We start from the raw sequence: 25,960 nt of genomic DNA on the forward strand, positions 1-25,960 counted from the left end.
TTACCGTATTACCTCACTAAAGTAAGAGAATGTATAATTCCTCAATTGGCGGCAAATTCCGCCTTATACTAATACCTTGTTTCCCGATGACGGCTCTAAACCTGAAAAGAAGCGTTGGACTTGCTTCCACTCCTCGTATAAAGTCATTTCTATCTGGCAATCCTGCGGTTCTATCACCCGAACACTTCCAGACATTTCTTCGGTCAATCTATAGGCCTCATTGCAAACCACAGCAGCACCAACGACTGATGCCTGACTGTACCCTTCTTTGACATAGATTTTTTTCTGAAGAAGATTGGCAATATATTGTGTAAATGTTCTGCTTTGGAATCCGCCTCCGCATCCCCACACATAGTCACGATCAAACGGGGTGATCTCTGTTAAGATGTCGAAGTTCCATTTGATTGAACATGCAATCTCCTGTAAGGCCGCGCGTACAAAATGCGCTCTGCTTAAATGGGCTGAAAGCGGTACATCAAAGAGAAAGCCGCCTTTCGTCAGGGCGTTTTTTTCTGTCGATAAATACGAGCCGAGGGAAGATACACATGCATGATCTTCCTTAGCAAGAGCAGCAATCTCTTCTTCCATCACATCGTACGGTTCATTCGGATAGAAAATATCCTTTAATTTTTGAAAATTCAGACCCGTTACCCCGGGATTTGTCTCTGCAAGCCACTGTCCTTGATCTGTGTGGCAGTTCAGCCAGGCTTTATTTTGTCTGTCCTCATGAATTTCATCAATAATTTTGGTAATCGGTGTTGTCGTACCTGATACAATGACTGCGTCTCCCAGAGCAGCACCAGTGCTTTTGACAGCAAGCTGTGTATCTCCCCCACCCGCTATAACCTTCGCATGATGTGATAGTCCTAATTCTGCCGCATACTCATCTGTTATCGATCCAATGACTGTTCCCGCTCTTACTAGAGGCGGAAGAATGGATGGCGAGAAACCGAATATACCGCACATCTCTTCTGACCATGTATTTTGTTTTACATCAAACAGCAGCGTTTCCGTCGCCTGTGACGGTTCATATGTCAATACTCCGCTCAACTGATACGTCACCCAATCACTGATGCTTGTGAAGCTTGCAGTTTTTTCCCATAAGGAGGGCTGCCGGTGCTTTAAACCATAAAGCTTGAGCGCTGAAAAAAGCGCAGTCGGCAGACGGCCTGTTCGGCTGTATACTTCTTCCCGATTCGGTATGTTTTCCTCCCACTCCCTGCCCCGATTGTCAATATTGGGCAGACCGAGGAAAGACTCACCATTTTGATCAAGCAGCACGATCCCCTGTCTTTGACTTGTTGAAGTGAGACCAATAATTTCAATATGACGAGAACGAGAAATCGCACATTTAGCCAGATTCATGATTTGATTCCACAGCGCCTGTGGAGAAAAATAGCGGCTGTCCGGGTAAAGCGGCTCGGTCGTATATACAATGTCCTCCCGTTCAACCGTTTGAACGCTGCCCGACACACTTACGACCGCAACTCTTGCATTGCCAGTGCCAATGTCAAATACGAGATAACCTTTTTGTTTCATCATCCTGATGCCCCCTTTTCTTACACCTCAGCTTTAAGATCGTTTTTGTTATATAAAGTCGGAATATTGAGAGTTTTTTCATCCTTCCACTTTTTAAGCGCTTCGTTCAGTATGGTAACCTGATGATCCTCTACTTCAAATGTTGCTCCTGCTAAATGCGGTGTTGCCAGAACATTAGGCAATGAAATAAATTCATAATCCGATTGCTCTGGCGGCTCATGATAAAAAACGTCTAATATCGCACCCCTGATTTTACTTTCTTTCAGTACAGATAAAAGATCCTCTCGGTTTACCACGACAGCTCTTGATGTATTCACGAAAATGGCGCTCTCTTTCATCAAGTCAAAATACGTCCGATCAATGAGGCCAAGCGTAGCATCTGTACGCGGCAGATGAACAGAAACGATATCACTATCTGAAAAAATCCTCTCCAGAGATACTTTTTCATATTGCGGATAATCGTGCTGTACGTATGGATCGTAATACAAAACCTTGCAGTCAAACGCAGCCAGCAGTTTTGCAATTCTTTGCCCAACCGCTCCGAATCCGACCATACCCACGGTTTTTCCTGTTATTTCATTACCTTTGAATTTGGCATACGCCTGCAAATAATCGCTGTTCCATTTTCCATCCTTTAGCCATTGATTAGAGGTATTCGTGTGCCGGAGAAATGAAATCACATTTCCAATAAACATTTCAGCAACAGCTTGTGCGTTGCGCCCAGGTGTATAGAAAACCGGAATGTCTCTGTTTGACGCTGCTGCTACATCAACATTGGAAGGCATTCCCCTGCATACTCCCACAAATGAAAGTTCCGGCATTGATGCAAACACATTCTCTGTCACCTGATCAAGCTCAGTAATCAAACCCGTCGCATTTGTTTCTTTTAATAGCTGAATCAATTCATCTTCCCTGTATGCCCGGCCGTTCTCTTTCCAAGACTGATAAAAAACGGAACCGAACAATTCTTCAAGCTCTATTCGTCCTTCTTCGTTGTACGGTGCTGTAATCAAAACCGTCATGATCCAAAACATCCTTTTCATCGTTATTTTTCACAAAAAAAATCTCTCTCCAAAGATGGAAAGAGATTCATGTATAGGCGCACTCTGCCACAGACAGAAGCCGGTATAAACCTTACTTTCCTATCTTTCAAGCTGACGCTTGCTGGAATTGGCACAATAATGTTGCCGAGGTTTCATAGGGCCAGTCCCTCCACCTCTCTTGATAGAAAATGTTTTGTATGTAATTTTCAGAATTGAGAATACGTTAATCATAAAGAAGACCCAGATTGATGTCAATGTCTTTTTTTCAGAATTGACGTTATCATTCGAAATGTTATAATTCTTACAATATATCTAACTGGGGAGAGGAACTGGGCTATGAAATCGTTTGCCACTCAACAAAACGGCATTTTTAAATCCGTTTGCTCACTGGACTGCCCGGACCAGTGCGGCTTGCTGGTACATAAAAAAGACGGGAAAATTGTAAAAGTGCAGGGTGATCCTGATCACCCCGTGACAGCCGGAAATATATGCAACAAAGTACGAAATATGGCTGAGCGCATCTATGATGAAAAGCGGCTGACGACTCCGCTGAAACGAACAGGTATAAAGGGCGAGGCAGAGTTTAAACCAATTTCTTGGGAAGAAGCGATTGACACCATCACATCCCGCTGGAAACAGCTGATTGATCAAGAAGGGGCTGAAAGCATATTGCCTTACAGCTTTTACGGCAATATGGGAAAATTAACGGCTGAAGGAATGGACCGCCGCTTTTTTTACCGCTTGGGTTCAAGCCAGCTTGAGCGGACGATTTGCAGCAAAGCCGGATCAGAGGGCTATAAATATACCATGGGTGTGAGTGCTGGAATCGATCCTGAAGAAACAATCCATACGAAACTGTTTATCTTTTGGGGAATTAACGCAGTCAGCACAAATATGCATCAAATTACAATCGCCCAAAAAGCACGAAAAAAAGGCGCAAAAATTATTGTGATTGATGTGCATAAAAATCAGACAGGGCGTCTAGCAGACTGGTTTATTCCTATAAAACCCGGTACCGACAGCGCGCTTGCCCTCGGCATCATGCACATTTTATTTAAAGAAAATCTTCACGATGAAGCGTTTCTTTCAGAATATACAGTCGGCTATGAAGAACTTCGCGAGCATGCGAAACAGTATCATCCAGAAAAGGTATCCCTGATCACTGGTATCAGTACCGACGATATCTATCAGCTGGCAAAAATGTATGGTGAAACCTCCCCTTCCTTTATCAGAATCGGAAACGGCCTTCAGCATCATGACAACGGCGGAATGATTGTAAGAACAATTGCCTGTCTTCCGGCGATTACCGGTCAATGGCTGCATACAGGAGGCGGTGCCATCAAACATAACAGCGGAATTTTAGAATATAATACCACCGCGCTTCAGCGTCCTGATTTACTGAAAGGCCGCACACCAAGATCGTTTAATATGAACCAGCTGGGCAGAGTTCTTCTGGAAACAGACCCTCCTGTTCGCTCCCTCTTTATTTATGGGACGAATCCAGCCGTTGTGGCGCCAGAAGCGAACAAAGTCAGACAAGGCCTCCTGCGGGATGACTTGTTCACCGTGGTTCATGATTTGTTTTTAACAGAAACGGCCAAATATGCGGACATTGTACTGCCCGCTGCATCTGCTTTTGAAAATACTGATTTTTACACCTCATACTGGCATCATTACATTCAGCTGCAGCAGCCGGTTATTGAGAAATACGGGGAAAGTAAGTCTAATACTGAGGTATTCCGGTTATTGGCTGAGGCAATGGGATTTACGGATCAGGAGCTCAAAGATTCAGATGAAGACTTAATCCGGCAGGCGCTTCACCACCCCGATAATCCTTATTTAGCAGAAATTACTTATGAAACACTTACTGAACGTTCATTTATGAAGGCCAAGCGTGAAAAGCCGCTGTTTCCGGGTAAATTGCCGACACCGAGCGGAAAAATAGAATTATATTCAGAAAAAATGAAACAATCCGGTTTCCCGCCGTTACCGACCCATACGCCGCTTGCGCCGGATCATGAATACCCGTTTATGTATGTTCCCGGGCCGAATCATAATTTCTTAAACTCAACGTTTTCCAATAATGCAAAGCACGTCAAACTTGAAAAGACACCGAAACTCTTTATCAACACGAAAGATGCCGAAAAACACGGCATCACTGATGGTGAAGCCGTACGGATTTGCAACAGCCGAGGTGAGTGTGAACTAACCGCCGCAGTCGGAGAACAAGTGCTGCCCGGTGTTGTCGTCAGTCAAGGATTATGGGCAGATGAACCAGGCAAAAATCAGCTTGTTAACGCCCTGACCCCCGACCGCTTGTCTGATATGGGCGGAGGCGCCACTTTTTTCTCAGGCCGAGTGCAGATTGAAAAAGCATAGAAACCGTCCAGAGCTTGCTCTGGCGTTTTTTTGTGTACACAGTCAACAAAAATGAAACCAATGATATAGATTGACCGTATAACATGACGATTACATAATGGAGGCATACACATGGACGTTTTTTTAGGAATCGGTATTGCATTGGCTGGATATTTTATCGGAGAAGGATTAAAGCATATTAACAACCCAAAAGCTAACGAAAAAAATGACATCATGCTGATTAAAGAACGAGATATTCACTTTTACATCGGGCATTTTTTAGGAATAACCCAAGCGGAGGCGAAACTCTTAGCAAAGGATCTCACAGACCTCCCTCATATCGAAATAAACGGAAAAAGATATGTGCAAAAACATATCTTAAGAGAATGGGTATTAACATTAGGAGAGAAACAACAAGCGAAAGATTAATGCGGATTTTTCAATAAGACGAGCTATAAAATTTCTTTTCCAAACACAACAAAAAGCAGGATTGGAAACGCTTTTTGATGAATTTATTGGTTCTTTAGTTATTTATTTAATTTGAAACCAATCAACACATTAACGAAAGCATCTCACATATGCAAATATTGATTTTTACTTATCAAGTATAGGTATTGCTGTCTTTGGTAGAGGGGTTGCCAAATGAATACAGAGTCACCATCTAGTATCCAAGTAGCTGAAAGACAAAGACCAGTCGCAGGATTCGTTTAGCCCTTTTTCTTGAGCAGGACTTTTCATTTGAAATGTTCCTCTACCATTGCTGTGCCAACTTGTAAGCAAGTCAAAACATTCTTATTTCATAATCATTTGCACGTATAAAAAAACGTCGGAAAATTTAGATTTTCCGACGTTTTTCAAAGGTTTTATTCAGGAAACTGAACATGCCCGGGAACTGTGTACGCCCCAGATGTTCCGTTTGCAGGAAGCTTTGGAATCGTGTCTTTTACAACTTTTCCTCGAATGTCAGTGATTCTGACTTTAAGAGAGCCCGTTCCTAAATTGGTGCTGAGGAAATGATTATAGTCCGTTTTCTCCATGTTGATCCACTTTCCGTCTTTGTAGTATTCCATTTTCATAACGGGATACTTGTGGTTTCTAACTTGGATTGCCGCCCACCACTGGCTGCTGCCTTCTTTAATCCGGTATGTGAAATTGCCAGTGATTGGCGCTTTGATCACACGCCATTTGATTTTGATTTTTCCATCTTTCATAGCACCGATTTTGCTGAAGGCATTGGGTGAAAGATCAAGGGCTCCTGGGGCACCCTCAGGATATAGATCGGTAACATAGACGATCGTCTTCCCCTTTGGCCCTTCCACTTCAAGATAAGAGCCGGCAAGAGCTGCTTTCACACCGCCGTAATTAAGATCTTTTGGGTTAATTGCCGTAATCTCCATGTCAGATGGAATGGGGTCAAGAAGGAAAGCCCCTCCTGAATAGCCTGATCCGGTATAGGATGCATAGCCTTCGTGCAAATCGTTATAGGCTGCCGAAGCCTGCGGGCAAAAACAAAGAATCATCAACATAACCACGCTAATAACAGCACTGATCTTCTTTTTCATAGACATCCTCCTAATCCAAATTTCGAATGAGAATCATTATCATTGTAATACTCATTCGATATGGATTGAAAGAGGACATAGATTCATAGATTGATTTATGTCTAATTCACTATTCTATATCTATCAAAGGGTGCATTTTATACGACTATGCAATACTTATGTTCAGATGCACATATGAGCCAAAATTCTTGTTTCATTAATATGGATAGCTATAGTGAGGATCTGAAGTATATCAGCTCAAAAAATTCCCATCCCCGCTTGAAATCGCAAGCGGGAGAATTTCACTTTACTTTTTGCAACTTGGCCAGAGCAGTAAGTATAATACCTAAAATGAGCACAATCGGAACCCAAATAATGATGTAATGAAAATGCGGTTCTGCAAAAGCTACAATAATAGCCCCCATACAATATAATATGATGGCCAGCGCCCTTAACACAGCATCTCTCAAGAATGTTTTATTCTGTTTAGAGAAAAACAACCGGCCGGAAAGATCCTCTAAAAGAGAAGCCAATGTTCCGGTCAAAACAGTTGAAGAAATGCCTGCAATCCCCAGTTGTTTAGCTGCTGTTGTTTGTATCCCCATGGCAATACTCAAAAGGATAATAAGGATGTATACGGGAACGAAAGCAGAAGATATTGAAAGACAAGCAAAAACAAATAAAATGAATGCTTCAATTGCCAGAGCTTTTGTTACAGCGGATGGCCAAAATGTTTTCTCTGCCTTTCCAACAATGATTGTTGAAATAATCACCCCAAATATGAAACCGATTAGCGCAGTCAGAGAATGAAAAACAGTGACCTGAAGAGATTTTCCGATCGCTAATCCCAATAAAACGATATTTCCGGTCATATTAGCAGTGAAGACGTGTCCTAGGCTTAAATAGCCGATCACATCCACGATTCCCGCTGTTAAACAAAGAAGTGAAAGCAAGGTGTTTCGATATGCTGAAGCAGTCAATGGTGTATCAATCCTTTCGTGTTGTTCCAATTGTAACTCTTTTATTTGACATCAAAAACATATAAAATCCCGGTTTTGATCAGGAATATAGACTCTATTCTTACTTTTGTCCAACTGTAATAATAATCCATATGAATTTATTTCAATTTGAAAGGAAGCTGAGTGGCTTTGAAACGACTTTCTTTATTATTTGCCATGTTAAGTTTATTATTGCTTCTCTTGCCTGAAAAAGCTTTAGGCGCCGTCGATTTTCCAAATACCTCGACGAATGGCATTTTAGGATTTGCCGGAAATGCAAAAAATGAAAAAGGAGTCTCTAAAGCCAGCACAACCGGCGGAAAAAACGGCCAGATCGTATATATCCAAAGTCTAAATGATTTAAAAACCCATCTGAGCGGATCAACACCTAAAATTTTAGTGCTTCAAAATGATTTAATCGCTTCTTCAAAAACAACGGTAACGATTGGTTCAAATAAAACACTTGTAGGTTCTTATGCTAAAAAAACGCTGAAAAATATTTATTTAACAACAGCTTCTTCATCCGGAAACGTCATCTTTCAAAATCTGACCTTTGAACACAGCCCGCAGATTAATGGAAATAACGATATACAGCTTTATCTAGATTCAGGCTTCAACTATTGGATCGACCATGTTACATTTTCAGGACACAGCTATAATGCTGGCGGAAGTGACCTGGACAAGCTGTTGTATATCGGTAAATCAGCTGATTATATCACCATCAGCAACTCAAAATTCGCAAATCATAAGTACGGTTTAATTTTAGGATATCCTGATGATTCCCAGCACCAATATGACGGCTATCCGCACATGACCATCGCCAATAACTATTTTGAGAATTTGTATGTAAGAGGCCCGGGGCTGATGAGATATGGCTATTTTCATGTCAAAAACAATTACAGCAACAATTTTAACCAAGCAATTACCATCGCGACAAAAGCAAAAATATACTCTGAATACAATTATTTTGGAAAAGGCAGCGAAAAAGGCGGAATCCTTGATGACAAGGGCACCGGATACTTTAAGGATACAGGAAGCTATCCATCCTTGAACAGGCAATCCTCTCCGTTGACAGCGTGGAATCCAGGCTCCAATTACAGCTACCGGGTTCAAACTCCGCAGTACACAAAAGAATTTGTCACAAAATATGCCGGATCACAAAGTACAACATTGGTTTTTGGCTACTGACACAAAGAGGGCTTGCATAACGCCAAGCCTCTCTTTATGGCTATGTATTGTTCGTCTGGCTTGTGTCTAAACTTGCTTATCAAACATATCATTCCTGCACAAGATGAACATGCTTACGGACCAAAATTTTTTCGCCAAAATGTTCACTCTATTTTCATTGAAGGAACACACGGACCTCTGAATTGCTTTTCTCATTATACAACTAGGTCATTATGGTTTCATCTCAAACAAAAAGAATCCATTTCGAAAATGGATTCTTTTTATCAATGTACATTCTATCATCTATAAACCAGGCCGCCATCAGTTAAAATAGCTTGACCGGTGATATAATCTGAATCATCTGAAGCTAGAAATGAGACTAAATTGGCCACATCTTCAGGAGTTTGATATCTTTTTAGAGCAATGTCTGAAGAGAATTTCTCAAAAGCTTCTCCTGGTTTTAAATCATCGCTATGTTTAACCATTTCTTCATCAATACGATCCCACATTTTTGTTTTTGCAACACCAGGACAATATGCGTTAACTGTTATTTTATATTTGGCTAACTCTTTAGCAGCTGAATGTGTAAAAGATTTCACAGCGTGCTTCGTTGCGGAATATGCGCCAAGCATTTCAAATGATTCGTGACCTGCTATACTGCATGCGTTAATGATTTTGCCTTTTGTGTCTTGCTTAATGAACTGATCAGCAGCTGCTTGAGTACCAAACACAACGCCATTGACATTAACCTTGAACAATTGATTCAGTTGTTCTTCTGTTATTTCTAAAAATGGCGAAACTGCCTCAATGCCTGCATTGTTTACAAACACATCCAAACGGCCAAATGTATCTGCCGCTGCTTTAACTAAATTGAATTGATCATCACGCTTGGATACATCCCCTTTTACTCCGATAACATGATAGCCTTTTTCTTTGAAGTCTGATACAGTTGCCTGCAGCAGTTCCTCGTTAATATCATGCAGAACGACACTAAAACCATCCTTGCACAATCTTTCTGCTATCCCTCTCCCTAATCCGCCTGCTGAACCAGTAACTATTGCTACCTTGGTCATAAATATTCCCCTTTCGCAATGAGGTATAGTGACGATATATTTATTTTAACAAATCAATGTTTCTCCACATAATGTAAACTGCTGTCTCAAAAGAAAGCTTGTATTATATTAATTAATTCAAGTTGAAATCATCGTGTGTAAAGTAAAAAAGCTCTTCACTTCAGGATTGATCCCTTAATTGAGATGATCTATAGGACGTGTGTAACCAAGCCCTCATTATTGTTAAAGATATGTACACCAAGCTCTTATCCATTCTCTTTAGTATTCATGCGCTGTAATACATTGTATTGGAATTCATTAGACCGGTACCCAATGTTTCATTGCTACGGTCTTACCTCTAAATGTAGTTTTCCTTGCTTACAATACCTTTGAATTTCATATAAGCATAGTGTAAATGCCATTGAGTTTAATTGGTCTTGATTCCAAAGCATGCGTGATGAAGTCGTTCGAAGAAGATCATCGACCTGGTCAGCTTTTTCATCATTTAACATTCAATTTTCTTAGCAAGCTTATCATCATATGTATTGCCGATGCTACCGTCCTCTTGTTTCCTTTGTCATTCTTTAAGTTGCAAGCTTTTTCTGACTCCTACTTGGTTTACATTCTTCAACTGAGATATCATTATTTATAATTGTGATGTATCGTTTATCAAATAGAGTTATCCCAATTTACTTCCTTTTTATCAGATTCTTCATTTTTCATTTATATAATGTGGTTTTAAAGAGGAGAAAGTCCCCTCTTTTACACTTGTATTTCTCCATAACATAATCTGTCACATAACTCATAGTTACCGCCAGATTGATACATGCAACGTTGATAACATCGTTGTGGATCATAAGAGATTGTTTGGTATTGAGGCACATGATAATTCAGGTAGTAAGGTGTTTGTGTATACCATACTGGATATTGTCTAAACACATCGAACCCTCCATTCGCTCCTCTAGTTTACTTTATTGTATTTACCTCACAGCTAAATGTCATTTGTCCATACGAAATTAGGCATTCTTTAGAGCAATTGATCTTTTCAATATATTTAGTTATTTTTTTATTCTTTAACAATTGATCAATTCAATATCACTCCAATCATTTTCAACTTTGACTCATATGAGCAATAAACTTCTCCTCAACCGTTTCTTAAAAACATGTCAGCAAACTTGGTTTGGAAATCACTGTCGTTATTGAGTTTCACCTTCTCTTTCCTCCTTTTAAATCTAGATAAAAGTCTTTTTTATTTAATCTTAATCTCTTTCCTAATTATGTTAAAATAGATCAAAAAAGAAATTGTGGTGTATTTATGCTTGACTCAACTTTTCTCTTGCCATTCATGTTTGTACTTTATTTTTGTTTTATTCTATATAGAATTATTAAACGATTTATATTTAAGAAAGAACGAATGGCCAATGTTAAGCATCTTTTTATTGTTTGTTTAATCGTTTACTTCTTTGAACTGATAAGCGTAACAATATTCCCTTTACCTATAGATCATCATTTAATTGCGAACTGGAGGAACGATTCTTATCATCCATTTTTGTATGGAAATAACTTTATCCCGTTTTATTTCTTTGTAGATATTTATCATCTAGGCTTGCAGTTTTTTGTGATAAGATCTCTTGGCGGAAATCTGATTTTACTGTTGCCAATTGGCTTGTTGTTCCCTCTTTTATTTGACAAGTTAAGGAAGGAACCTAAAAAGAATGTTATTAACTGGATGTTTTATTTCATTGTTTATAGAACTAACACAACTTTCAATTTCTATGTATGTAAGAAACTCTTATAGAAGTTTTGACGTTGATGATTTAATCCTTAATACGTCAGGTGCTGCAATAGGCTACTTGCTGTTTTGTATTCTTGTATATAAAAAATTACGATTTAAAAATGATTCTTTCATAAACATCTGATCTGTAAACAAGATATGTAGCCCTCATCAAGCAAAGACCAGCCAATGTGACAGACTTTTTGTTGAAATTCAACTAGAAAGACATAATAGGAAAAGGTAAGCATTCACTAGCGCGAGAAATGATGTTTATTGGAAGACCTCAAGGAGAAAGGATATAATCAACATAACTAATCATTTTAAGGTGATACGAAAATGGACAGTGTAATGAAATCTCATTTTGAAAATCTAGAAGCAAAGGACAAAAGCCTGCAATTAGAAGCCTTTCAGAATATTATTAACGCCACAAAGGAAAAAGTAGACTGGGCTTATGAAGTATGGGATCAATTAATAGGATGGCTGACCGATCCGGATAACCACAGGCGAGCGAGAGCTGCACAGTTTCTTGCTGGTTTAGCTATCAGTGATCCGGATAAGCGGATGCTGTGCGACTTTCCAGCGTTATGGGAAGTGACCAGGGATTCAAAATTTGTAACTGCTCGGCATAGTTTGCAAGCAATCTGGAAGGTTGGCTTAGCTGGACCAGAACAAAAAGAACTGGTGCTTACTCATATTATTGATCGCTTTAAAAATGGAATGAACGAAAAACATTATACATTGATTCGCTACGATATGATTGTAGGATTAAAAAAATTATACGATGAAGATAAAGATGAGCATATTAGGGAAATAGCAATGGACTTGATTGAGATCGAGAAAGATAGCACATATCGAAAGAAATATTTGTCAGCCTGGAAATAACCACTTTTATGCAATGCTCTGCAAACGTTAAAACAGCACTACGTCTTCGTGTGAGTGCTGTTTTTTACGCTAAAGCATCATTACAAATTACACTTGCCGCCCTCGCCCATCATGCTGCTTTTATACAGCAACTAGCTGCATTGAATGTTCATGCTCTTTCGGCGTGGTAAAAGAACATCTTTTTTTCAGGACCGTTCCAATCGTAAATCCATTTTCTCTAAGCCTTAAAGTTTGTTTCATATCAAAATTGCCCTAGCGCTGTTAATGGCAGTACCATTATTAAAATAAAATAAAAGACCAAAGAACTTCTTATTCAGCAGAACGTAATGCGTAATTATAAAAATAGACAAATGAGGGATTAATGTTGGACAAAGAATTGTACTCATGTTTAGTATGCGGGTATAAAGGATTAATAGAAAATCTTTTGTATAATGGGGAGTATCAAAAAACATTTGATATTTGTCCATGTTGTGGATTTGAATTTGGTTACAGTGAAGATCATGATGTGAAATTAGGTTTTATTGTAACACCAGATCATCTGATTGAAGCTGCATTTCAATTGTATCGTAAACAATGGATTGAGGCTGGTATAAAAATTTTTCACCCTGAAGATATCCCAAAAGAATTTAAAAACGGTGACTGCTTAAAAGCTGAAGTTTTGTTAAAACAATTGAAAAACCTAAATCTTGATATAGATAATTTTGAAATCGACGGGTTAAATGAATAATTGAAGCTAACTTTATCTGCATTTAGATTGAATCGATTCTAGAGAAGCAGGTGTATCCCCTCTTGCTATTTAACTCTTCAAATTGTTGTATACGGTAATTGCAGAGCTTTCTATTAAGCGATCATATGCGGGGGGATGCCAACCTTTATAACCATTTGAATTTTTTAATTGTTGCTTTTGGAGGATCAGATTCTTTTAGAGTGTTGAACCACACCTTCATTTTTTTACCTTCCACAAGGTCTTCTTTGTTTTCAATTTGACTTAACTCTAATATCACAACATGATTTTTATATTTTCTTATAAGTCTATCTTGAGACAATTCAAAGTCCTCTTTTTCAGGAGCATGTGTGCCCTGAAGAAAAACGGCTGACTTTTCATCCTTAAAAAGGATAAAACCAACAAGGTTCTGCATCTTTGGCGTTTTTATTTTATTTTCTTCCTTATCATTGCAGCCTGAAATAAAAGCAAGGAACACTAAGACCAATATCCCGTTTTTACGCATTTATCTCTCCCTTTTTGGCGTATGTTTTATAACAGTAAAAAAGGCAAATCATTTTAGAGGTAATTTATAATCACGCGACACAAGAGTACTGGACCCGGAAAAACAGTACAAGTTTATAGATTTGAAGAACAGATTTACCACAGGTAAACTCTCTTCAATTCCGTTTTGCCTTTCCGTTACACATCATTTCCTAGTGCCCGCACATAAAAAATGATTGAATATTTAGTACATGGTACAATAAGGTAAAACACCTATTTCGTTAACCAATAGATTAATTTACTGACATCGCGTTGTGCCTATTGTGAAAAACTTGTAAACTTTTTGGGTAGCCATAAAATAAGGAGCGATTTTTTTGTCTAAAAACTTAGCATTTTTTCTTTTCATCTTATGTATCATCATTGAGAAAATCATGAAAAATATTGATGTCATAAGCACTGTAGCATCCTTTTGCTCTTTAGTTCTCGTTTTCATTTATTTTAAAGATGAGTTTAAAAAGCTAAAACCAAAAGCAAGGAGCATTCTGTTTTCATGCTTTTTAGTATTAACAGGGATTATAACTTTTATCATTTTAGAAGGACAGGTATTCATTAAAAACCACGATTTTTTTAACGGCTGGGAGACCATAGCAGTGATGATTTTGTTTGCAGTCCCTTTGATATCTGGTACTGTTTGCTTTAGATTGCTTTACGAGCATTTGAAAGAAATGTAAGCATTTTATGTACAGGTAAGGAACTACACTCGCATGTTTTATTTTTACTTTGAATAAAAACATGCCTTAATCATGACATGTACGTATCAATCAGATGTTTCTGAAAGGCAGACCTATATTTTGGACGTTCATCCCTAAACTTGCCATTGCAAATTTATCTTTTATACCATGGTTTCTCTTGTAATCTTATTTTATCTGTATGTTTCTCCCTACCGGTCTTCCACTCAACCTTAACAACTACATCATGTCCTATTACTTCATCTTCAGGCATAAAATCAAACGTAGCAATATGGTCTTCCATTTGTCCTCCGCCTGGCATTTCTTCACCTGTGTACTCTGATAAATCATAATCTTCTCTGTCATCGTACTTTTTACCATCTATATATAATATAATTTTTTCAACAATGGTTCTTTTCGCTTCTTTCTTGTTCCCTCGCCAGTATAAATTCAAGAAGTAATTAGGGCCAATCGAAGTTTTATCTGATTTTTCAATGGTAGAAACCCACAATCCGTTCCTGCTGCTTCCCTCATATTTTACTTTGTCTCCTGATATCATTGCAAAGAACGTTACAAAACAAATCAATAATAGAGCTGTAATGATTAGTGATTTTTTAATTTTATTTTTGCTTCTCATGTTTTCCCTCGCTTTCTTCATTTTATTAGTAGAATAAATGGGCAAAATGTTACTTGAAAAAGAATATAAAAAAAGCTGCTCATAAAGCAGCCCAATCATTGTCTTTTCAGTTTTGCAGCCATATAAGACTTTCTTCTTTGTTCTCAGCTTTGTGATTTACAGCGCATCTATATTTGCTAATGACTGATCAGGTGTTGATTATTTGCCTTTTAGCATCAAATGGAAAGAAATTTACTTACAAGCTATGTAGGTCACTACATTGTCTAATTCACCTGGTACTAACTGAATGTAAAGGTTTGTTTTAATTGGCGTCCTTCTTTTCCTTTTTGTGTCCAAATCATAACAACCTCTAATTCAGATGCCTTTTCAGCCACCATAAAATGGTTAAACTTCAGCGGGGCACCATCGTTTAAACTTTCGGCTAAGCTTATTAAATCCTCCTCCTGTCTCACACAATTTTCGTTGGGACAGCCAAAAAGTGAAAACCTAGTGGTTGAATCAGGATCATTTCTATACAATTGTACATCCACTGTAGCTGCGGCTTCCCCTATGTTTTTGATTTCCATTGAATATACGTTATATTCCCCCTTTTTTGGACTCGCTAATTCCTTTGCATTTTTTGCTTCAGTTATTTCGACTGACCATTGTTCTGTTTTTTGTTTAATTGGCAACTCTGTAAATGTCAGGGCTTGAGTCTTTGTTTGAACAAAAGTCAATGCAAATAATAAAACACATAAGGAAAGTAAATGCTTCTTCACTTCGTATCTCCTTCTTTCTTTTTCATTAGCTTCCCCAATATAAGTGTCCGGTATGACGCATAAAAAAAGCCCTCATTTAGAGAGCTTTATTACAAATGCAATACTATTTCATTAGTCTGCGGGAATCTAAGCAGGACTTTCAGCAACATAACATTACAATAGCTAAATGTATGTGGTTTAGATTCAAAACAATTGAAACAAGCTTGTTTCTTTGTCGATCGAAGCAGCCTTTTGAAATGCTGCCTCTTGAGATTTCGCATTTGTCATTAGTTCATATATGAATGTGAGGACGAAGATAAGCGTAGCGTTTCCATCTATATAGTCGCCAGGGGCTATGTAAGAAGAGCTTTTGCATTGTCTAAACGCTTCTGCAAGCCTTTTGTCACCTAATGTGCATCCAGTTGCTAACACATGCACCCCTCGTAAATCTGCATACGCCCGAACTTCTTCAGGACCGAAATAACATGAATGCGGCTCGTTTTTTTCATAAACCTCTTGCCCCAATTCCGGCAATATAAATTTTCCATCTTCTCCATGAAAACTTAAAATCAAATAATCGGTTTCTCCCCTGTTCTCGCCAGAAAGCACGCTAACTAAATCATTAGGTCGTCCAACCCAATGCATGTGTACTTTTGCACCGTAATATTCAAGTGCGGAACGTAATGCAAATGATTCTAACTCACAATTTGGCCCTGCCACTAAAGTAATGCACATACTTGACTGCCTCAAAACAAATAGCCTCCCTAAAGTTATTAGTGCCCTAAATTCTAGCTTCACAAATTAAAATGAGATATCAAAAGATTCCGTTAGTTATTTCCAAATTATAATTACAAATCGTTTTGCTTGAGCAGATCAGTGAAGGGCATGCTATATGCACACCCAACGTTATCCCATCATTTGCTTCGCCAATACTAATGGCGGCCTTCATGTAATCGTTGAATTAAGAAAGTATAAAGTTTGCTTTCTCCCACAAGTCCATATCAATTATTTCTCGCACTTCATTGGGAGTCTGATGCAGAATTGTTTTCTTGATTAATCTAATTGAGTTTCAATATCATTTTAGTACAGATATCACGCTTCATGAATTGATTTTTCAGAGTCATAATTTCTATCCATTGAACGGAAATGCTCTTCTAATTCCTCAAGTGTTCGTCCCTTAGTTTCCGGCATGAATTTGTACACAAAACCGATTGCCAAGATACCCAAAGCGACAAATATAAAGAAAGTAAAGGATAAGCCTGCAGAGCTAAGCATGATTGGAAAAGCAAAACCGATGATAAAGTTTAAAATCCAGAGGAAAAATACACTGATGCCAGAACCAAGCCCTCTTACTTTTTGCGGGAATATTTCTGCAATGACCAGCCATGTTACTGGTCCGACACAGCCCTGCATAAAGGCTAGAAATAAAACGGTCAAAGATAGCACGATATACGGGAGTGCTGCTGATCCATCAAGCACGATTGAGAATATGGCAATGAATAAAAGCGCTGTGGTGGTTCCTGATAAACCAATCATCAATATCGGGCGCCGGTTCACCCTGCCAACCAGCCAAATGCCGATGATAACGGCGATGACTGATATCAATCCATTCCCAATATTAGCGATTAACGCTGCCTTTGTACCAAAACCGGATTCTTGCAGGATTTGAGTGCCGTAATACATAATCGAATTGACGCCTGTGATTTGATTAACGATGGCAACACCGATCCCAATCCATAAAAGACGGCGCAGCCATGGTGTAGAGAACTCTTTGATCGATGCCTTCTCTACATTTGAATCTTTGACTGCCGCTGCTTGTATTTCTTTAAATTCTGCTTCTGCCCTTTTCTCGTCACGTATGAGTTTAAGAACGCGCAGCGCCTCGCTTTTTTTACCTTTAGAAGTTAGCCACCTCGGGCTCTCCGGAACCATGAGCATACTTGCAAATAATAGGAGAGCCGGTATGGCACAAAGGACAAGCATGTATCTCCAAACATGCCCTGTATCAGCCATTGCAACACCAAGAATCGCATTAAAAACGTAGGCTAAAAATTGCCCGCCGACGATCATCAGTTCATTTTGCGTTACCATACGCCCTCTTTTCTCATACGGCGCCATTTCTGCTAAAAAGGCCGGTACCATTGATGATGCCCCACCGACAGCCAGTCCCAGCAAAAACCGAAAGATAACCATCGTTAAAACATTCGGCGCAAATGCTGTTCCGAGTGATGCCAGAAAGAATAAAAAGGAAAGATTAAGGATCATTTTACGTCTGCCATAACGGTCAGCCAATTTGCCGCACAGCAATGCACCAAACGCTGCTCCTAATAGAAGCATGCTTGTAACCAGCCCTTCTGTGACCGGTGTTAAGTTAAGTTGATCAGATCTTGCCATAAAAGGCAAAGCTCCATTTATAACTCCGGTGTCATATCCAAAGAGAAGCCCGCCAAATGTTGCTGAAATCATTATTAACTGTAAAAACGACCTAGGATTTCGTTGTTCTTTCATACCCTTTCCCCACCTTTATGAAGAATGCTTTATACATTTTTTCATTCTTGTCAACCGAGTGTGCTGGATTCACCCTTTCTCTTTTAAAGAGCAATACTCGTTTCAGCCAGGTTTTTTATTTCCCGAGACCTTATCAATCTGAAAATTAGCAATACTCAATGCAGCGAATGAGGCTTTTCGCAAAAACAACCTAATTGAAATCGCTTTCATTTTTTCACAAGAAACATATCCACTTTTTTGTTATGTCCTAGTTATATTTTTGTTACATCCTTGTCAGGTTTGATATTATCATAATTTTAAAAGCGTTTTCAGTCAATAAAAAGCTTCTAAAGTTTTTTAGCAATCATAGGATTTTCCCAGATAAAACGCCTAACACCAGGAATACATACTAATCCCCTTATGCTCCGAATGATTTCAGGAAATTCAGCTGAACATGTTCTATTTTCATTATGTTATGGTTATGTTTTTGAAACCTTTTTGTGATATCTGAATATTGATCAAGGGCTTGTACTCAAATATAAACGTGTTAAGAAAAATTACATTCACAATAAATAGCGATATCATTATAATGGATGTTGGTTGATTGAGATAGAAACAGAAGAAGGAGAAAATAGAATTGAAGAAAGTAATGTTAGGCTTTAGTCTATTAGCTTTGAGTTTTTCTTTGGCAGCCTGCGGATTAAATGATACTGCTGAAAAAAGCCATTCAGATCTTAACCAGCCAGTTGCCAAGAATTCTAAATCGGAAGCAAAAAAAGGCTTGGTGGATGCTTTGTTAGAAAGGCCTGTTGACGGAGATACGATCAAAGTTAGCTATAACGGCAATATTGACACGGTTCGCTACTTGCTCATTGATACTCCAGAGACTAAAAAGCCACATTCATGTGTTCAGCCATATGGCGAGGATGCATCTAAACGAAACAAAGAATTGGTTAGCGGCGGCAAGCTCCAATTAGAATTTGATAAAGGAGAGCGCAGAGATAAATTCGGAAGGCTGTTAGCTTACGTTTATGTCGATGGCAAATCTGTTCAAGAAACACTGTTAAAAGAAGGATTAGCCAGAGTAGCATATGTTTATGAGCCAAATACGAAATACATAGACCAGTTTAGAAAAGATGAACAGGAAGCACAAACGAAAAAACGTTCTATTTGGAGTAAAAACGGTTATGTGAATGCCAGAGGATTTAAAGGCTGTGTTAAGCAGCACTCAACTGAAAAACATAAGTGAAAAAAGGATATAGTTCGTGATAGATACCCTTTTGAATGAAATCAAAAAAGAGGGTGCCTCACAAAAATGAATTCTCTACTAAAGAACGAAGACATGATTGCGATGATTAGAAATGGTCTCAGCACATCACAATACCCAAAGCACATTATTATCGTTGGCGCCGGGTTGGCCGGGCTTGTTTCTGCATCTTTGCTGAAGAATGCGGGACATAAAGTGACGATTCTGGAAGCGAGTGATAGAGTCGGGGGCAGAGTTTGCACGTTGCGATCTCCCTACAGTGCCGGGCTGTATTTCAATGCTGGACCAATGCGTATTCCGGATATCCATACTCTAACCTTGGAATATATAAAAAAATTCAGCCTGCCAACAAATGTATTTTTGAACAGAACTCCAATGGACATCATTTACGCCAATGGCATTCAAACACGTCTTCATCATTTTGAAAGCAATCCGGGTATCTTAAGATACCCAGTTGCAGCAAATGAACAAAGAAAAACGGCCGAAGAGCTGATGCTTTCTGTATTGCAGCCTATCCTCAATTTTATTTATGGAGATCCTGCGAGAAATTGGCGGATTGTTGAAACACAATACCGGAACCATTCGTTAGGCTCTTACTTGAATACTTATTTTTCATACGGTGCAATCGATATGATCGGCGTACTTTTGGATATGGAAGCATATATGGGGATGTCCCTTGTTGAAGTGTTACGGGAATCCATCTTTTATACGTCGCCAACTCGCTTCTATGAAATAACAGGCGGCATGGATCTGCTTCCTCAAGCCTTTCTTCCTCAATTAAAAGAACATACTGTCTTCCATCATAAAATGGTGAAAATATCTCAAAACCAAAACAATGTTACGGTTAACTGCATTCATCAACAGACAGCAAAACATTTGGCAGTGACAGGCGATCTCGCTATCATAACCATTCCATTTTCAACATTGCGTTTTGTACAAGTTGAACCATATGATTCATTTTCCTATTATAAACGGCGGGCCATTCGTGAACTCAACTATATTGCCGCAACAAAAATCGGAATAGAGTTTAAGAGCCGTTTTTGGGAAAAAGCTGGGCAGCGCGGCGGCAAATCGATAACTGATCTTCCGATTAGATTTTCGTATTATCCCAGCATTGACATTGGATCGAATGGACATGCTGTCGTTGTAGCGAGTTACACATGGGCGGATGAGGCACTGATATGGGACAGTCTTTCAGAGGGAGAGCGCCTCCGCTATACGTTAATGAATTTATCGGAAATCTATGGTGATGTTGTATGGTCAGAGTTTGTGACCGGCGCTTCTTTTAGCTGGACACAAAATCCACATTCAGCCGGGGGTTTCACAGCTTTCGAACCAGGACAGGAATTACAGCTGTATCCATACATCCCTGCCCCTGAAGGGAAAATACATTTCGCTGGAGAACACGCCTCACTTACTCACGGATGGATGCAAGGAGCGATTGAATCCGGAATACGAACGGCGTATGAAGTGAATCGTATAACTTAAATCATTCGTTTTTTATATCCGTTTTTAGCGACTCCTTTAGATAGATTTGATATTGCTTTTTAAAACAGCAATTAGATCGTGTAGCTAATCACAAACACCCCTTCACATTTAATGTGAGTGGGTGTTTGTGCGTAGACAATACTTCCGATTTGATCGTAAATCAAGAGTTTGGACTGAAACCAAATCAGGATTTGAATCAAAACTTAAAAGGATGATTTACTGCTTGAATTTCCTTCCAGATTGAAGGTTGCATTGTAATGAATTGACATGTTTCCAAGTTATGAGTAAGTCTTGGTTGTATCGAATTTCTTGCCTTTTCGAATAAAGCATTCCCAATGCTACTTCACTGGGCACTAAACGCGCCGCCGCTATTGAGCGTCATACTGGTGTTCCCATAATCCTTCCGCAATAGCCATCTTGGGAGCCGATTTGAGCTGTAGTTTTGTCATCAAATGCCTTTGTTGAGGATTAGTCGTTAATTGTTTTTTCGTTGATCCCCTGACAAAAAAACACACTGTTTTTGAACCATACTTATAATTGGTTTTTTCGAAAGCTCTTCAAGGCTGTATTTAGATCCTTTGTGTGAGTGTAAATTTTCTTATACACATCGAATAGTGTTTTATATTTTTGAACATTTTGTTCCTTTGGATAAAATGTAGCAGCCTCGCGAATGAACTGCTCTGCACACTCTTCAAGAGATTCAAACCACCTACTTCCAAAGGCAGCTAGCATAGCAGCACCCATGGCCGGGCCTTGTTCATTTGCCAACTTTATCACTCTCGCATTGAAAATATCAGCTTGCATTTGAAGCCACGTTTCATTTTTAGCTCCTCCACCAATAGAAACAACAGTATGCACTGATTTTCCCGCTTCTCGAAATAGCTCAATTGATTCATGTAAAGAGAATGTAATGCCTTCCATAATCGCCCTCAAAAAATGCTCTCTTTTGTGTGCTCCATCCATTCCAATTAAGCTTCCCCGAATAGAAGAATCAGCATGTGGCGTTCTTTCACCTACCAAATAAGGAGTGTATAGCAGTCCATTTGCTCCTATTGGAATAGATTCCACCCCCTTCAATAATTGCTCAAACGATTCGTTTGGGGCAAACGTTCTTTTGAACCAGTCCAAGCTGTACCCTGCAGCGAGCGTGACTCCCATCGTATAAAAAGAATCCTTTTTTCCATGATTAAAAAAATGCACTTTCCCTTTAAAGTCTCTTTCTTCGCCTTCTTCGTATGAAAGTATGACCCCTGACGTTCCAATACTGCATAATGTTTTTCCGGAAGAAAGAATGCCGGCTCCAATCGCACCACAAGCATTATCTGCTCCCCCAGCGTACACTTTTGTTTTTTCCGACAGCCCTGTCTCCGCCGCAACGTTCGGAAGCAGCGATCCTACACAATCATGAGATTCAACAAGCGGAGGACAAATATCTGCAGAAATGCCAAATCGATTGCAAATATCATCGCTCCACTCCTTGCGAGTAATATGTAAAAGTAACGTTCCTGCTGCATCGGAGTATTCGGTGTGAATGGCACCGGTCATACGAAATCTCACATAGTCTTTCGGAAGCAAAAAAACAGCCGTTTTTTTAAAAAGTTCAGGCTCATGTTCCTTCACCCATAAGATTTTAGGTAATGTAAACCCTTCTAAAGCACGGTTTTTTGTGATGTTAAGCAGATGATCACCGAATTTCTCGGTCATCTTAATACATTGAGGCGTGGTTCTGGTGTCATTCCAAAGAATCGCATGACGTAACACCTGCCGATCTTGGTCAAGCAGTACTAACCCATGCATTTGTCCTGAATAACTTATCCCGTCAATATCCTTGGCTTGAACGTTGGATATGGACACCAATTCAGTCAATGCATCAATTGTTTGCTGCACCCAGTCTTCAGGATTTTGCTCACTATATCCCGCCTTCTCTTGAATGAGCGGATAACTTCTGGACGTTTCTGCACAAACCTTGCCGTTTTGATTAACTAAAATCGTTTTAACAGCACTCGTTCCAAGATCTATTCCAATGACATACTTCATTTTTTCACCCCTTACCCTTATAAAAAACCATTCACTCTAAATAAATGCCCAGTTATAGAAATTACCCGTCATAACAATAAGCAAAAGTTAAGGGATCATGACGGGTAATCTCAGGTATTGGCTATCATGCTATACCTTTTTATAGCAGTTCTCTTTATCTGTTATACTTCTAAAATGTATTGGTTCAATATAGCTTTTAATCGCTCCTGTCTTCCTGATTCGTTTTTAATTGCTTTATTATTTAGCGCATATTGCTCAAGAGTATGGAAATTAGCTCTTCCTTCTGTAATTTCAAGACCAATTCCTTCAGTAAAGCTGCGATAACGATGTTGAATCACATCATCAAACACACGATCTTCGATCAATTTATGGGCTACTCTCAATCCTCTTGCAAATGCATCCATCCCTGCAACATGGGAATATATTAAATCATCAGGTTCAAAAGAAGACCTTCTCACCTTCGCATCGAAGTTTAATCCACCGCTTCCAAGGCCGCCATTTTGCAGGATTTCGTACATTGCTAATGTCGTAGAATATAAATCCGTCGGAAATTCATCTGTATCCCAGCCTAAAAGAGGATCACCCTGATTCGCGTCAACAGAGCCAAGAAGACCATGTACTCTTGCCATCCGTAATTCATGTTCAAATGTATGCCCTGCTAAGGTGGCATGATTGGCTTCGAGATTTAATTTAAAATGATTGTCTAAGCCATATTGCTTTAAAAAGGCAATGGTTGTTGCTGCATCTGTATCATATTGATGAGTGGTCGGCTCTTTTGGTTTTGGCTCAATCAAAAACTGCCCTGTATATCCGATTTCCTTCGCATAATCCACTGCCATATGCATGAATCTCGCCAAATTATCAAGCTCCAATTTTAAATCGGTATTTAACAATGTTTCATATCCTTCACGTCCGCCCCAAAATACATAGTTCTCGGCACCAAGCTCTTTTGCTGTTTCTAACCCTTTTTTTACTTGTGCTGCAGCATACGCAAACACATCTGCATTGCAGGAAGTCGCCGCACCATGGACGAAGCGGGGATTCGTGAACATGTTTGCAGTATTCCATAATAGCTTAACGTTGCTATTTCTCATATACTCTTTAATCATACCCACGATGATATCTAAATTTTGATTTGTCTCTTTTAACGTACTTCCTTCTGGTGCAACATCTCGGTCATGAAAAGCAAAGAATGGTGCATCTAGTTTTTCAAACATCTCAAATGCTGCGTCTACTCTCGCCTTCGCCAGATCCATTCCTTTATAGTGATCCCATGGTCTTTGCATCGTAGCTGCCCCAAAAACGTCTGTTCCATCAGCGGTAAATGTATGCCAATAGGCAATAGAAAATCGCAAGTGCTCTTTCATCGTTTTTCCGCCAATAACTTCTTGAGAATTATAATATTTAAATGCTAAAGGATTAGTGGAATCTTTCCCTTCGTAAACCACTTTGTTTACGCTTTCAAAATAGTTGACTGAACTAGAATAAGATTGAGCCATGTTATTTCCCCCTTAAAAATCATTTCAAATACATGCACGTTTTATTTCATATTGTAAGTAAGTTGTCTATTAGTTTGTTGTTCGAACAAACTAATTTATTTTCATCTTATATAACCTCATCAGTATTTTCAATATTTTTTTTGTTTTTTATGAACACATTAGATATAGTAAAGGTAAGATTCGCTATGTACTATGTCTCATACTGAAAACAATACATTTCAACTTAATTTAAAGATTATACAAATGGAGTGGATTAAGTGGTTATCGCTGATCAAACCTTTGTCAAAAAAGTAAATCAAAAGTTATTATTAAAAGAAATTCTTAAAAATTCACCTATTTCAAGAGCAAAATTATCTGAAAAGACTGGATTAAATAAATCAACTGTTTCATCACAGGTAAACACGTTAATGAAAGAAAATCTTGTATTTGAAATAGGTCAGGGACAATCAAGTGGCGGAAGAAGACCTGTCATGCTTGTTTTTAATAAAAAGGCAGGATACTGCGTAGGAATAGATGTTGGTGTGGATTATATTAATGGCATTTTAACAGACCTTGCAGGAACGATCGTTCTTGATCAACACCACCATTTGGAATCGAATTCTCCAGAAAAAACCAAAGACATTTTAATTGATATGATTCATCACTTTATTACGCATATGCCACAATCTCCATACGGGCTTACTGGTATAGGCATATGCGTGCCTGGACTAGTTGATAAAAATCAAAAAATTGTTTTCACTCCGAACTCCAACTGGAGAGATATTGACTTAAAATCTTTCATACAAGAGAAGTTCAATGTGCCCGTTTTTATTGAAAATGAGGCGAATGCTGGGGCATATGGAGAAAAAGTATTCGGTGCTGCAAAAAATCACGATAACATTATTTATGCAAGTGTCAGTACAGGGATAGGGATCGGTGTTATTATCAACAATGATTTATATAGAGGGGTCAGCGGATTCTCTGGAGAAATGGGACATATGACAATAGACTTTAATGGCCCTAAATGCAGTTGCGGAAACCGAGGCTGCTGGGAATTGTATGCTTCTGAGAAGGCTTTATTAAAATCTCTTCAGACTAAAGAGAAAAAAGTGTCCTATCAAGATATTATAGACCTTGCCCACCGGAATGATATCGGAACTTTAAATGCATTACAGAATTTTGGATTCTATTTAGGAATAGGCCTTACCAATATTCTAAATACATTCAATCCTCAAGCCATCATTTTAAGAAACAGCATAATTGAATCGCATCCTATGGTTTTAAATTCAATTAGAAGTGAAGTGTCGTCCAGGGTTTATTCCCAATTAGGCAATAGCTATGAATTATTACCGTCTTTCTTAGGAAAAAATGCACCGGCATTAGGAATGTCCTCTATTGTTATTGATCAATTTCTGGATATGGTTACAATGTAATTTATGATTAAAATGTACAGATCTTTATGTCCTGCGCTCATCTTTAAAGATGAGCTTTTTGTTTGTTATATTGATGTTGAATAGGAGTATTTCTGAAGGATATGAAA

General features: G+C 38.8%; 22 protein-coding genes and 1 riboswitch. Of the genes, 10 read left to right on the forward strand and 12 right to left on the reverse strand.

Annotated features, from left to right (window positions below):
* Positions 1-63: 63 nt before the first annotated feature.
* Both AU387_RS18160 and AU387_RS18165 read right to left on the reverse strand, forming a co-directional pair.
* Positions 64-1,542 carry an FGGY-family carbohydrate kinase gene (locus AU387_RS18160; RefSeq protein WP_059336527.1) on the reverse strand — a complete coding sequence of 493 codons (1,479 nt, stop codon included), beginning with the start codon at positions 1,540-1,542 and terminating at the stop codon, positions 64-66.
* 17 nt (positions 1,543-1,559) lie between these two features.
* Positions 1,560-2,582 (reverse strand): 2-hydroxyacid dehydrogenase, encoded by a 1,023-nt coding sequence (locus tag AU387_RS18165; RefSeq protein WP_082687960.1) that lies wholly within the window; start codon positions 2,580-2,582, stop codon positions 1,560-1,562.
* Positions 2,583-2,678: 96 nt separating this feature from the next.
* Positions 2,679-2,770, reverse strand: a riboswitch (SAM riboswitch).
* 148 nt (positions 2,771-2,918) lie between these two features.
* On the opposite strand from AU387_RS18165, the gene AU387_RS18170 reads away from it, so the two are divergent.
* Together AU387_RS18170 and AU387_RS18175 are read left to right on the forward strand one after the other, a co-directional pair.
* Entirely contained in the window at positions 2,919-4,961 is a 2,043-nt protein-coding gene (locus tag AU387_RS18170; RefSeq protein WP_059336529.1) for a molybdopterin oxidoreductase family protein, read from the forward strand.
* Positions 4,962-5,072: 111 nt separating this feature from the next.
* Positions 5,073-5,369 (forward strand): hypothetical protein, encoded by a 297-nt coding sequence (locus AU387_RS18175; protein ID WP_059336530.1) that lies wholly within the window; start codon positions 5,073-5,075, stop codon positions 5,367-5,369.
* Between the two features lie 434 nt (positions 5,370-5,803).
* On the opposite strand, the gene exlX is transcribed toward AU387_RS18175, so the two are convergent.
* Both exlX and AU387_RS18185 read right to left on the reverse strand, forming a co-directional pair.
* Positions 5,804-6,502: an expansin ExlX gene (gene exlX / locus AU387_RS18180; RefSeq protein ID WP_059336531.1), complete on the reverse strand. Its 699-nt coding sequence runs from the start codon at positions 6,500-6,502 to the stop codon at positions 5,804-5,806.
* 281 nt (positions 6,503-6,783) lie between these two features.
* Positions 6,784-7,461 carry a YoaK family protein gene (locus AU387_RS18185; RefSeq protein ID WP_059293345.1) on the reverse strand — a complete coding sequence of 226 codons (678 nt, stop codon included), beginning with the start codon at positions 7,459-7,461 and terminating at the stop codon, positions 6,784-6,786.
* A 168-nt stretch (positions 7,462-7,629) separates the two neighbouring features.
* On the opposite strand from AU387_RS18185, the gene AU387_RS18190 reads away from it, so the two are divergent.
* Positions 7,630-8,667 carry a polysaccharide lyase family 1 protein gene (locus AU387_RS18190; RefSeq protein ID WP_059336532.1) on the forward strand — a complete coding sequence of 346 codons (1,038 nt, stop codon included), beginning with the start codon at positions 7,630-7,632 and terminating at the stop codon, positions 8,665-8,667.
* A 278-nt stretch (positions 8,668-8,945) separates the two neighbouring features.
* Here the strand turns inward: AU387_RS18190 and AU387_RS18195 are convergent, their stop codons facing one another.
* The gene (locus tag AU387_RS18195) at positions 8,946-9,719 is read right to left on the reverse strand and encodes an acetoin reductase (protein ID WP_059336533.1); all 774 of its coding nucleotides are present in this window, start codon (positions 9,717-9,719) and stop codon (positions 8,946-8,948) included.
* Positions 9,720-11,413: 1,694 nt separating this feature from the next.
* Between AU387_RS18195 and AU387_RS22140 the strand changes: the two genes are divergently transcribed.
* The 3 genes from AU387_RS22140 (at position 11,414) to AU387_RS18210 (ending at position 13,081) form a co-directional block, all read left to right on the forward strand.
* The gene (locus tag AU387_RS22140; RefSeq protein ID WP_232460780.1) at positions 11,414-11,617 is read left to right on the forward strand and encodes a VanZ family protein; all 204 of its coding nucleotides are present in this window, start codon (positions 11,414-11,416) and stop codon (positions 11,615-11,617) included.
* A 191-nt stretch (positions 11,618-11,808) separates the two neighbouring features.
* Positions 11,809-12,354, forward strand: a complete 546-nt coding sequence (locus tag AU387_RS18205) for a hypothetical protein (RefSeq protein ID WP_059336534.1) — start codon at positions 11,809-11,811, stop codon at positions 12,352-12,354.
* Positions 12,355-12,715: 361 nt separating this feature from the next.
* Positions 12,716-13,081, forward strand: a complete 366-nt coding sequence (locus tag AU387_RS18210) for a hypothetical protein (protein WP_059336535.1) — start codon at positions 12,716-12,718, stop codon at positions 13,079-13,081.
* Between the two features lie 145 nt (positions 13,082-13,226).
* Here AU387_RS18210 and AU387_RS18215 read toward each other — a convergent pair whose 3' ends face one another.
* Positions 13,227-13,583: a DUF3221 domain-containing protein gene (locus tag AU387_RS18215; RefSeq protein ID WP_059336536.1), complete on the reverse strand. Its 357-nt coding sequence runs from the start codon at positions 13,581-13,583 to the stop codon at positions 13,227-13,229.
* Between the two features lie 352 nt (positions 13,584-13,935).
* On the opposite strand from AU387_RS18215, the gene AU387_RS18220 reads away from it, so the two are divergent.
* Complete coding sequence (locus AU387_RS18220) at positions 13,936-14,292, forward strand: YoqO family protein (protein WP_059336537.1); 357 nt, start codon at positions 13,936-13,938, stop codon at positions 14,290-14,292.
* Positions 14,293-14,446: 154 nt separating this feature from the next.
* Here the strand turns inward: AU387_RS18220 and AU387_RS18225 are convergent, their stop codons facing one another.
* The 4 genes from AU387_RS18225 to AU387_RS18240 form a co-directional block, all read right to left on the reverse strand.
* Positions 14,447-14,926, reverse strand: coding sequence for a DUF4944 domain-containing protein (locus AU387_RS18225; RefSeq protein WP_059336677.1), 480 nt, complete (start codon positions 14,924-14,926; stop codon positions 14,447-14,449).
* A gap of 278 nt (positions 14,927-15,204) precedes the next feature.
* Complete coding sequence (locus tag AU387_RS18230; RefSeq protein WP_059336538.1) at positions 15,205-15,684, reverse strand: hypothetical protein; 480 nt, start codon at positions 15,682-15,684, stop codon at positions 15,205-15,207.
* Positions 15,685-15,867: 183 nt separating this feature from the next.
* Complete coding sequence (locus AU387_RS18235) at positions 15,868-16,413, reverse strand: hypothetical protein (RefSeq protein WP_059336539.1); 546 nt, start codon at positions 16,411-16,413, stop codon at positions 15,868-15,870.
* 342 nt (positions 16,414-16,755) lie between these two features.
* Positions 16,756-18,171, reverse strand: a complete 1,416-nt coding sequence (locus AU387_RS18240) for a sugar porter family MFS transporter (protein WP_059336540.1) — start codon at positions 18,169-18,171, stop codon at positions 16,756-16,758.
* Between the two features lie 616 nt (positions 18,172-18,787).
* On the opposite strand from AU387_RS18240, the gene AU387_RS18245 reads away from it, so the two are divergent.
* Entirely contained in the window at positions 18,788-19,399 is a 612-nt protein-coding gene (locus AU387_RS18245) for a thermonuclease family protein (protein ID WP_059336541.1), read from the forward strand.
* Positions 19,400-19,465: 66 nt separating this feature from the next.
* Positions 19,466-20,905, forward strand: coding sequence for a flavin monoamine oxidase family protein (locus AU387_RS18250; protein WP_059336542.1), 1,440 nt, complete (start codon positions 19,466-19,468; stop codon positions 20,903-20,905).
* Between the two features lie 531 nt (positions 20,906-21,436).
* Here the strand turns inward: AU387_RS18250 and xylB are convergent.
* Both xylB and xylA read right to left on the reverse strand, forming a co-directional pair.
* A complete protein-coding gene (gene xylB / locus AU387_RS18255) occupies positions 21,437-22,942 on the reverse strand; it encodes a xylulokinase (RefSeq protein ID WP_059336543.1) in 1,506 nt (501 codons plus the stop codon).
* 161 nt (positions 22,943-23,103) lie between these two features.
* The gene (gene xylA / locus AU387_RS18260; protein ID WP_059336544.1) at positions 23,104-24,441 is read right to left on the reverse strand and encodes a xylose isomerase; all 1,338 of its coding nucleotides are present in this window, start codon (positions 24,439-24,441) and stop codon (positions 23,104-23,106) included.
* A gap of 257 nt (positions 24,442-24,698) precedes the next feature.
* On the opposite strand from xylA, the gene xylR reads away from it, so the two are divergent.
* Entirely contained in the window at positions 24,699-25,853 is a 1,155-nt protein-coding gene (xylR, locus tag AU387_RS18265; RefSeq protein WP_044155621.1) for a transcriptional repressor XylR, read from the forward strand.
* The last annotated feature ends 107 nt before the right edge of the window (positions 25,854-25,960 follow it).

The sequence above is a fragment of the Bacillus halotolerans genome, from assembly GCF_001517105.1.
Classification (GTDB): Bacteria; Bacillota; Bacilli; order Bacillales; family Bacillaceae; genus Bacillus; species Bacillus halotolerans.

Bases quoted from the DNA above. Each gene is read 5' to 3' on its own strand.
- AU387_RS18160 (WP_059336527.1), bottom strand. From the start codon at position 1,542: ATGATGAAACAAAAAGGTTATCTCGTATTTGACATTGGCACTGGCAAT.
- AU387_RS18165 (WP_082687960.1), bottom strand. From the start codon at position 2,582: ATGAAAAGGATGTTTTGGATCATGACGGTTTTGATTACAGCACCGTAC.
- AU387_RS18170 (WP_059336529.1), top strand. From the start codon at position 2,919: ATGAAATCGTTTGCCACTCAACAAAACGGCATTTTTAAATCCGTTTGC.
- AU387_RS18175 (WP_059336530.1), top strand. From the start codon at position 5,073: ATGGACGTTTTTTTAGGAATCGGTATTGCATTGGCTGGATATTTTATC.
- exlX (WP_059336531.1), bottom strand. From the start codon at position 6,502: ATGAAAAAGAAGATCAGTGCTGTTATTAGCGTGGTTATGTTGATGATT.
- AU387_RS18195 (WP_059336533.1), bottom strand. From the start codon at position 9,719: ATGACCAAGGTAGCAATAGTTACTGGTTCAGCAGGCGGATTAGGGAGA.
- AU387_RS22140 (WP_232460780.1), top strand. From the start codon at position 11,414: ATGTTATTAACTGGATGTTTTATTTCATTGTTTATAGAACTAACACAA.
- AU387_RS18205 (WP_059336534.1), top strand. From the start codon at position 11,809: ATGGACAGTGTAATGAAATCTCATTTTGAAAATCTAGAAGCAAAGGAC.
- AU387_RS18210 (WP_059336535.1), top strand. From the start codon at position 12,716: ATGTTGGACAAAGAATTGTACTCATGTTTAGTATGCGGGTATAAAGGA.
- AU387_RS18215 (WP_059336536.1), bottom strand. From the start codon at position 13,583: ATGCGTAAAAACGGGATATTGGTCTTAGTGTTCCTTGCTTTTATTTCA.
- AU387_RS18225 (WP_059336677.1), bottom strand. From the start codon at position 14,926: ATGAGAAGCAAAAATAAAATTAAAAAATCACTAATCATTACAGCTCTA.
- AU387_RS18240 (WP_059336540.1), bottom strand. From the start codon at position 18,171: ATGAAAGAACAACGAAATCCTAGGTCGTTTTTACAGTTAATAATGATT.
- AU387_RS18250 (WP_059336542.1), top strand. From the start codon at position 19,466: ATGAATTCTCTACTAAAGAACGAAGACATGATTGCGATGATTAGAAAT.
- xylB (WP_059336543.1), bottom strand. From the start codon at position 22,942: ATGAAGTATGTCATTGGAATAGATCTTGGAACGAGTGCTGTTAAAACG.
- xylA (WP_059336544.1), bottom strand. From the start codon at position 24,441: ATGGCTCAATCTTATTCTAGTTCAGTCAACTATTTTGAAAGCGTAAAC.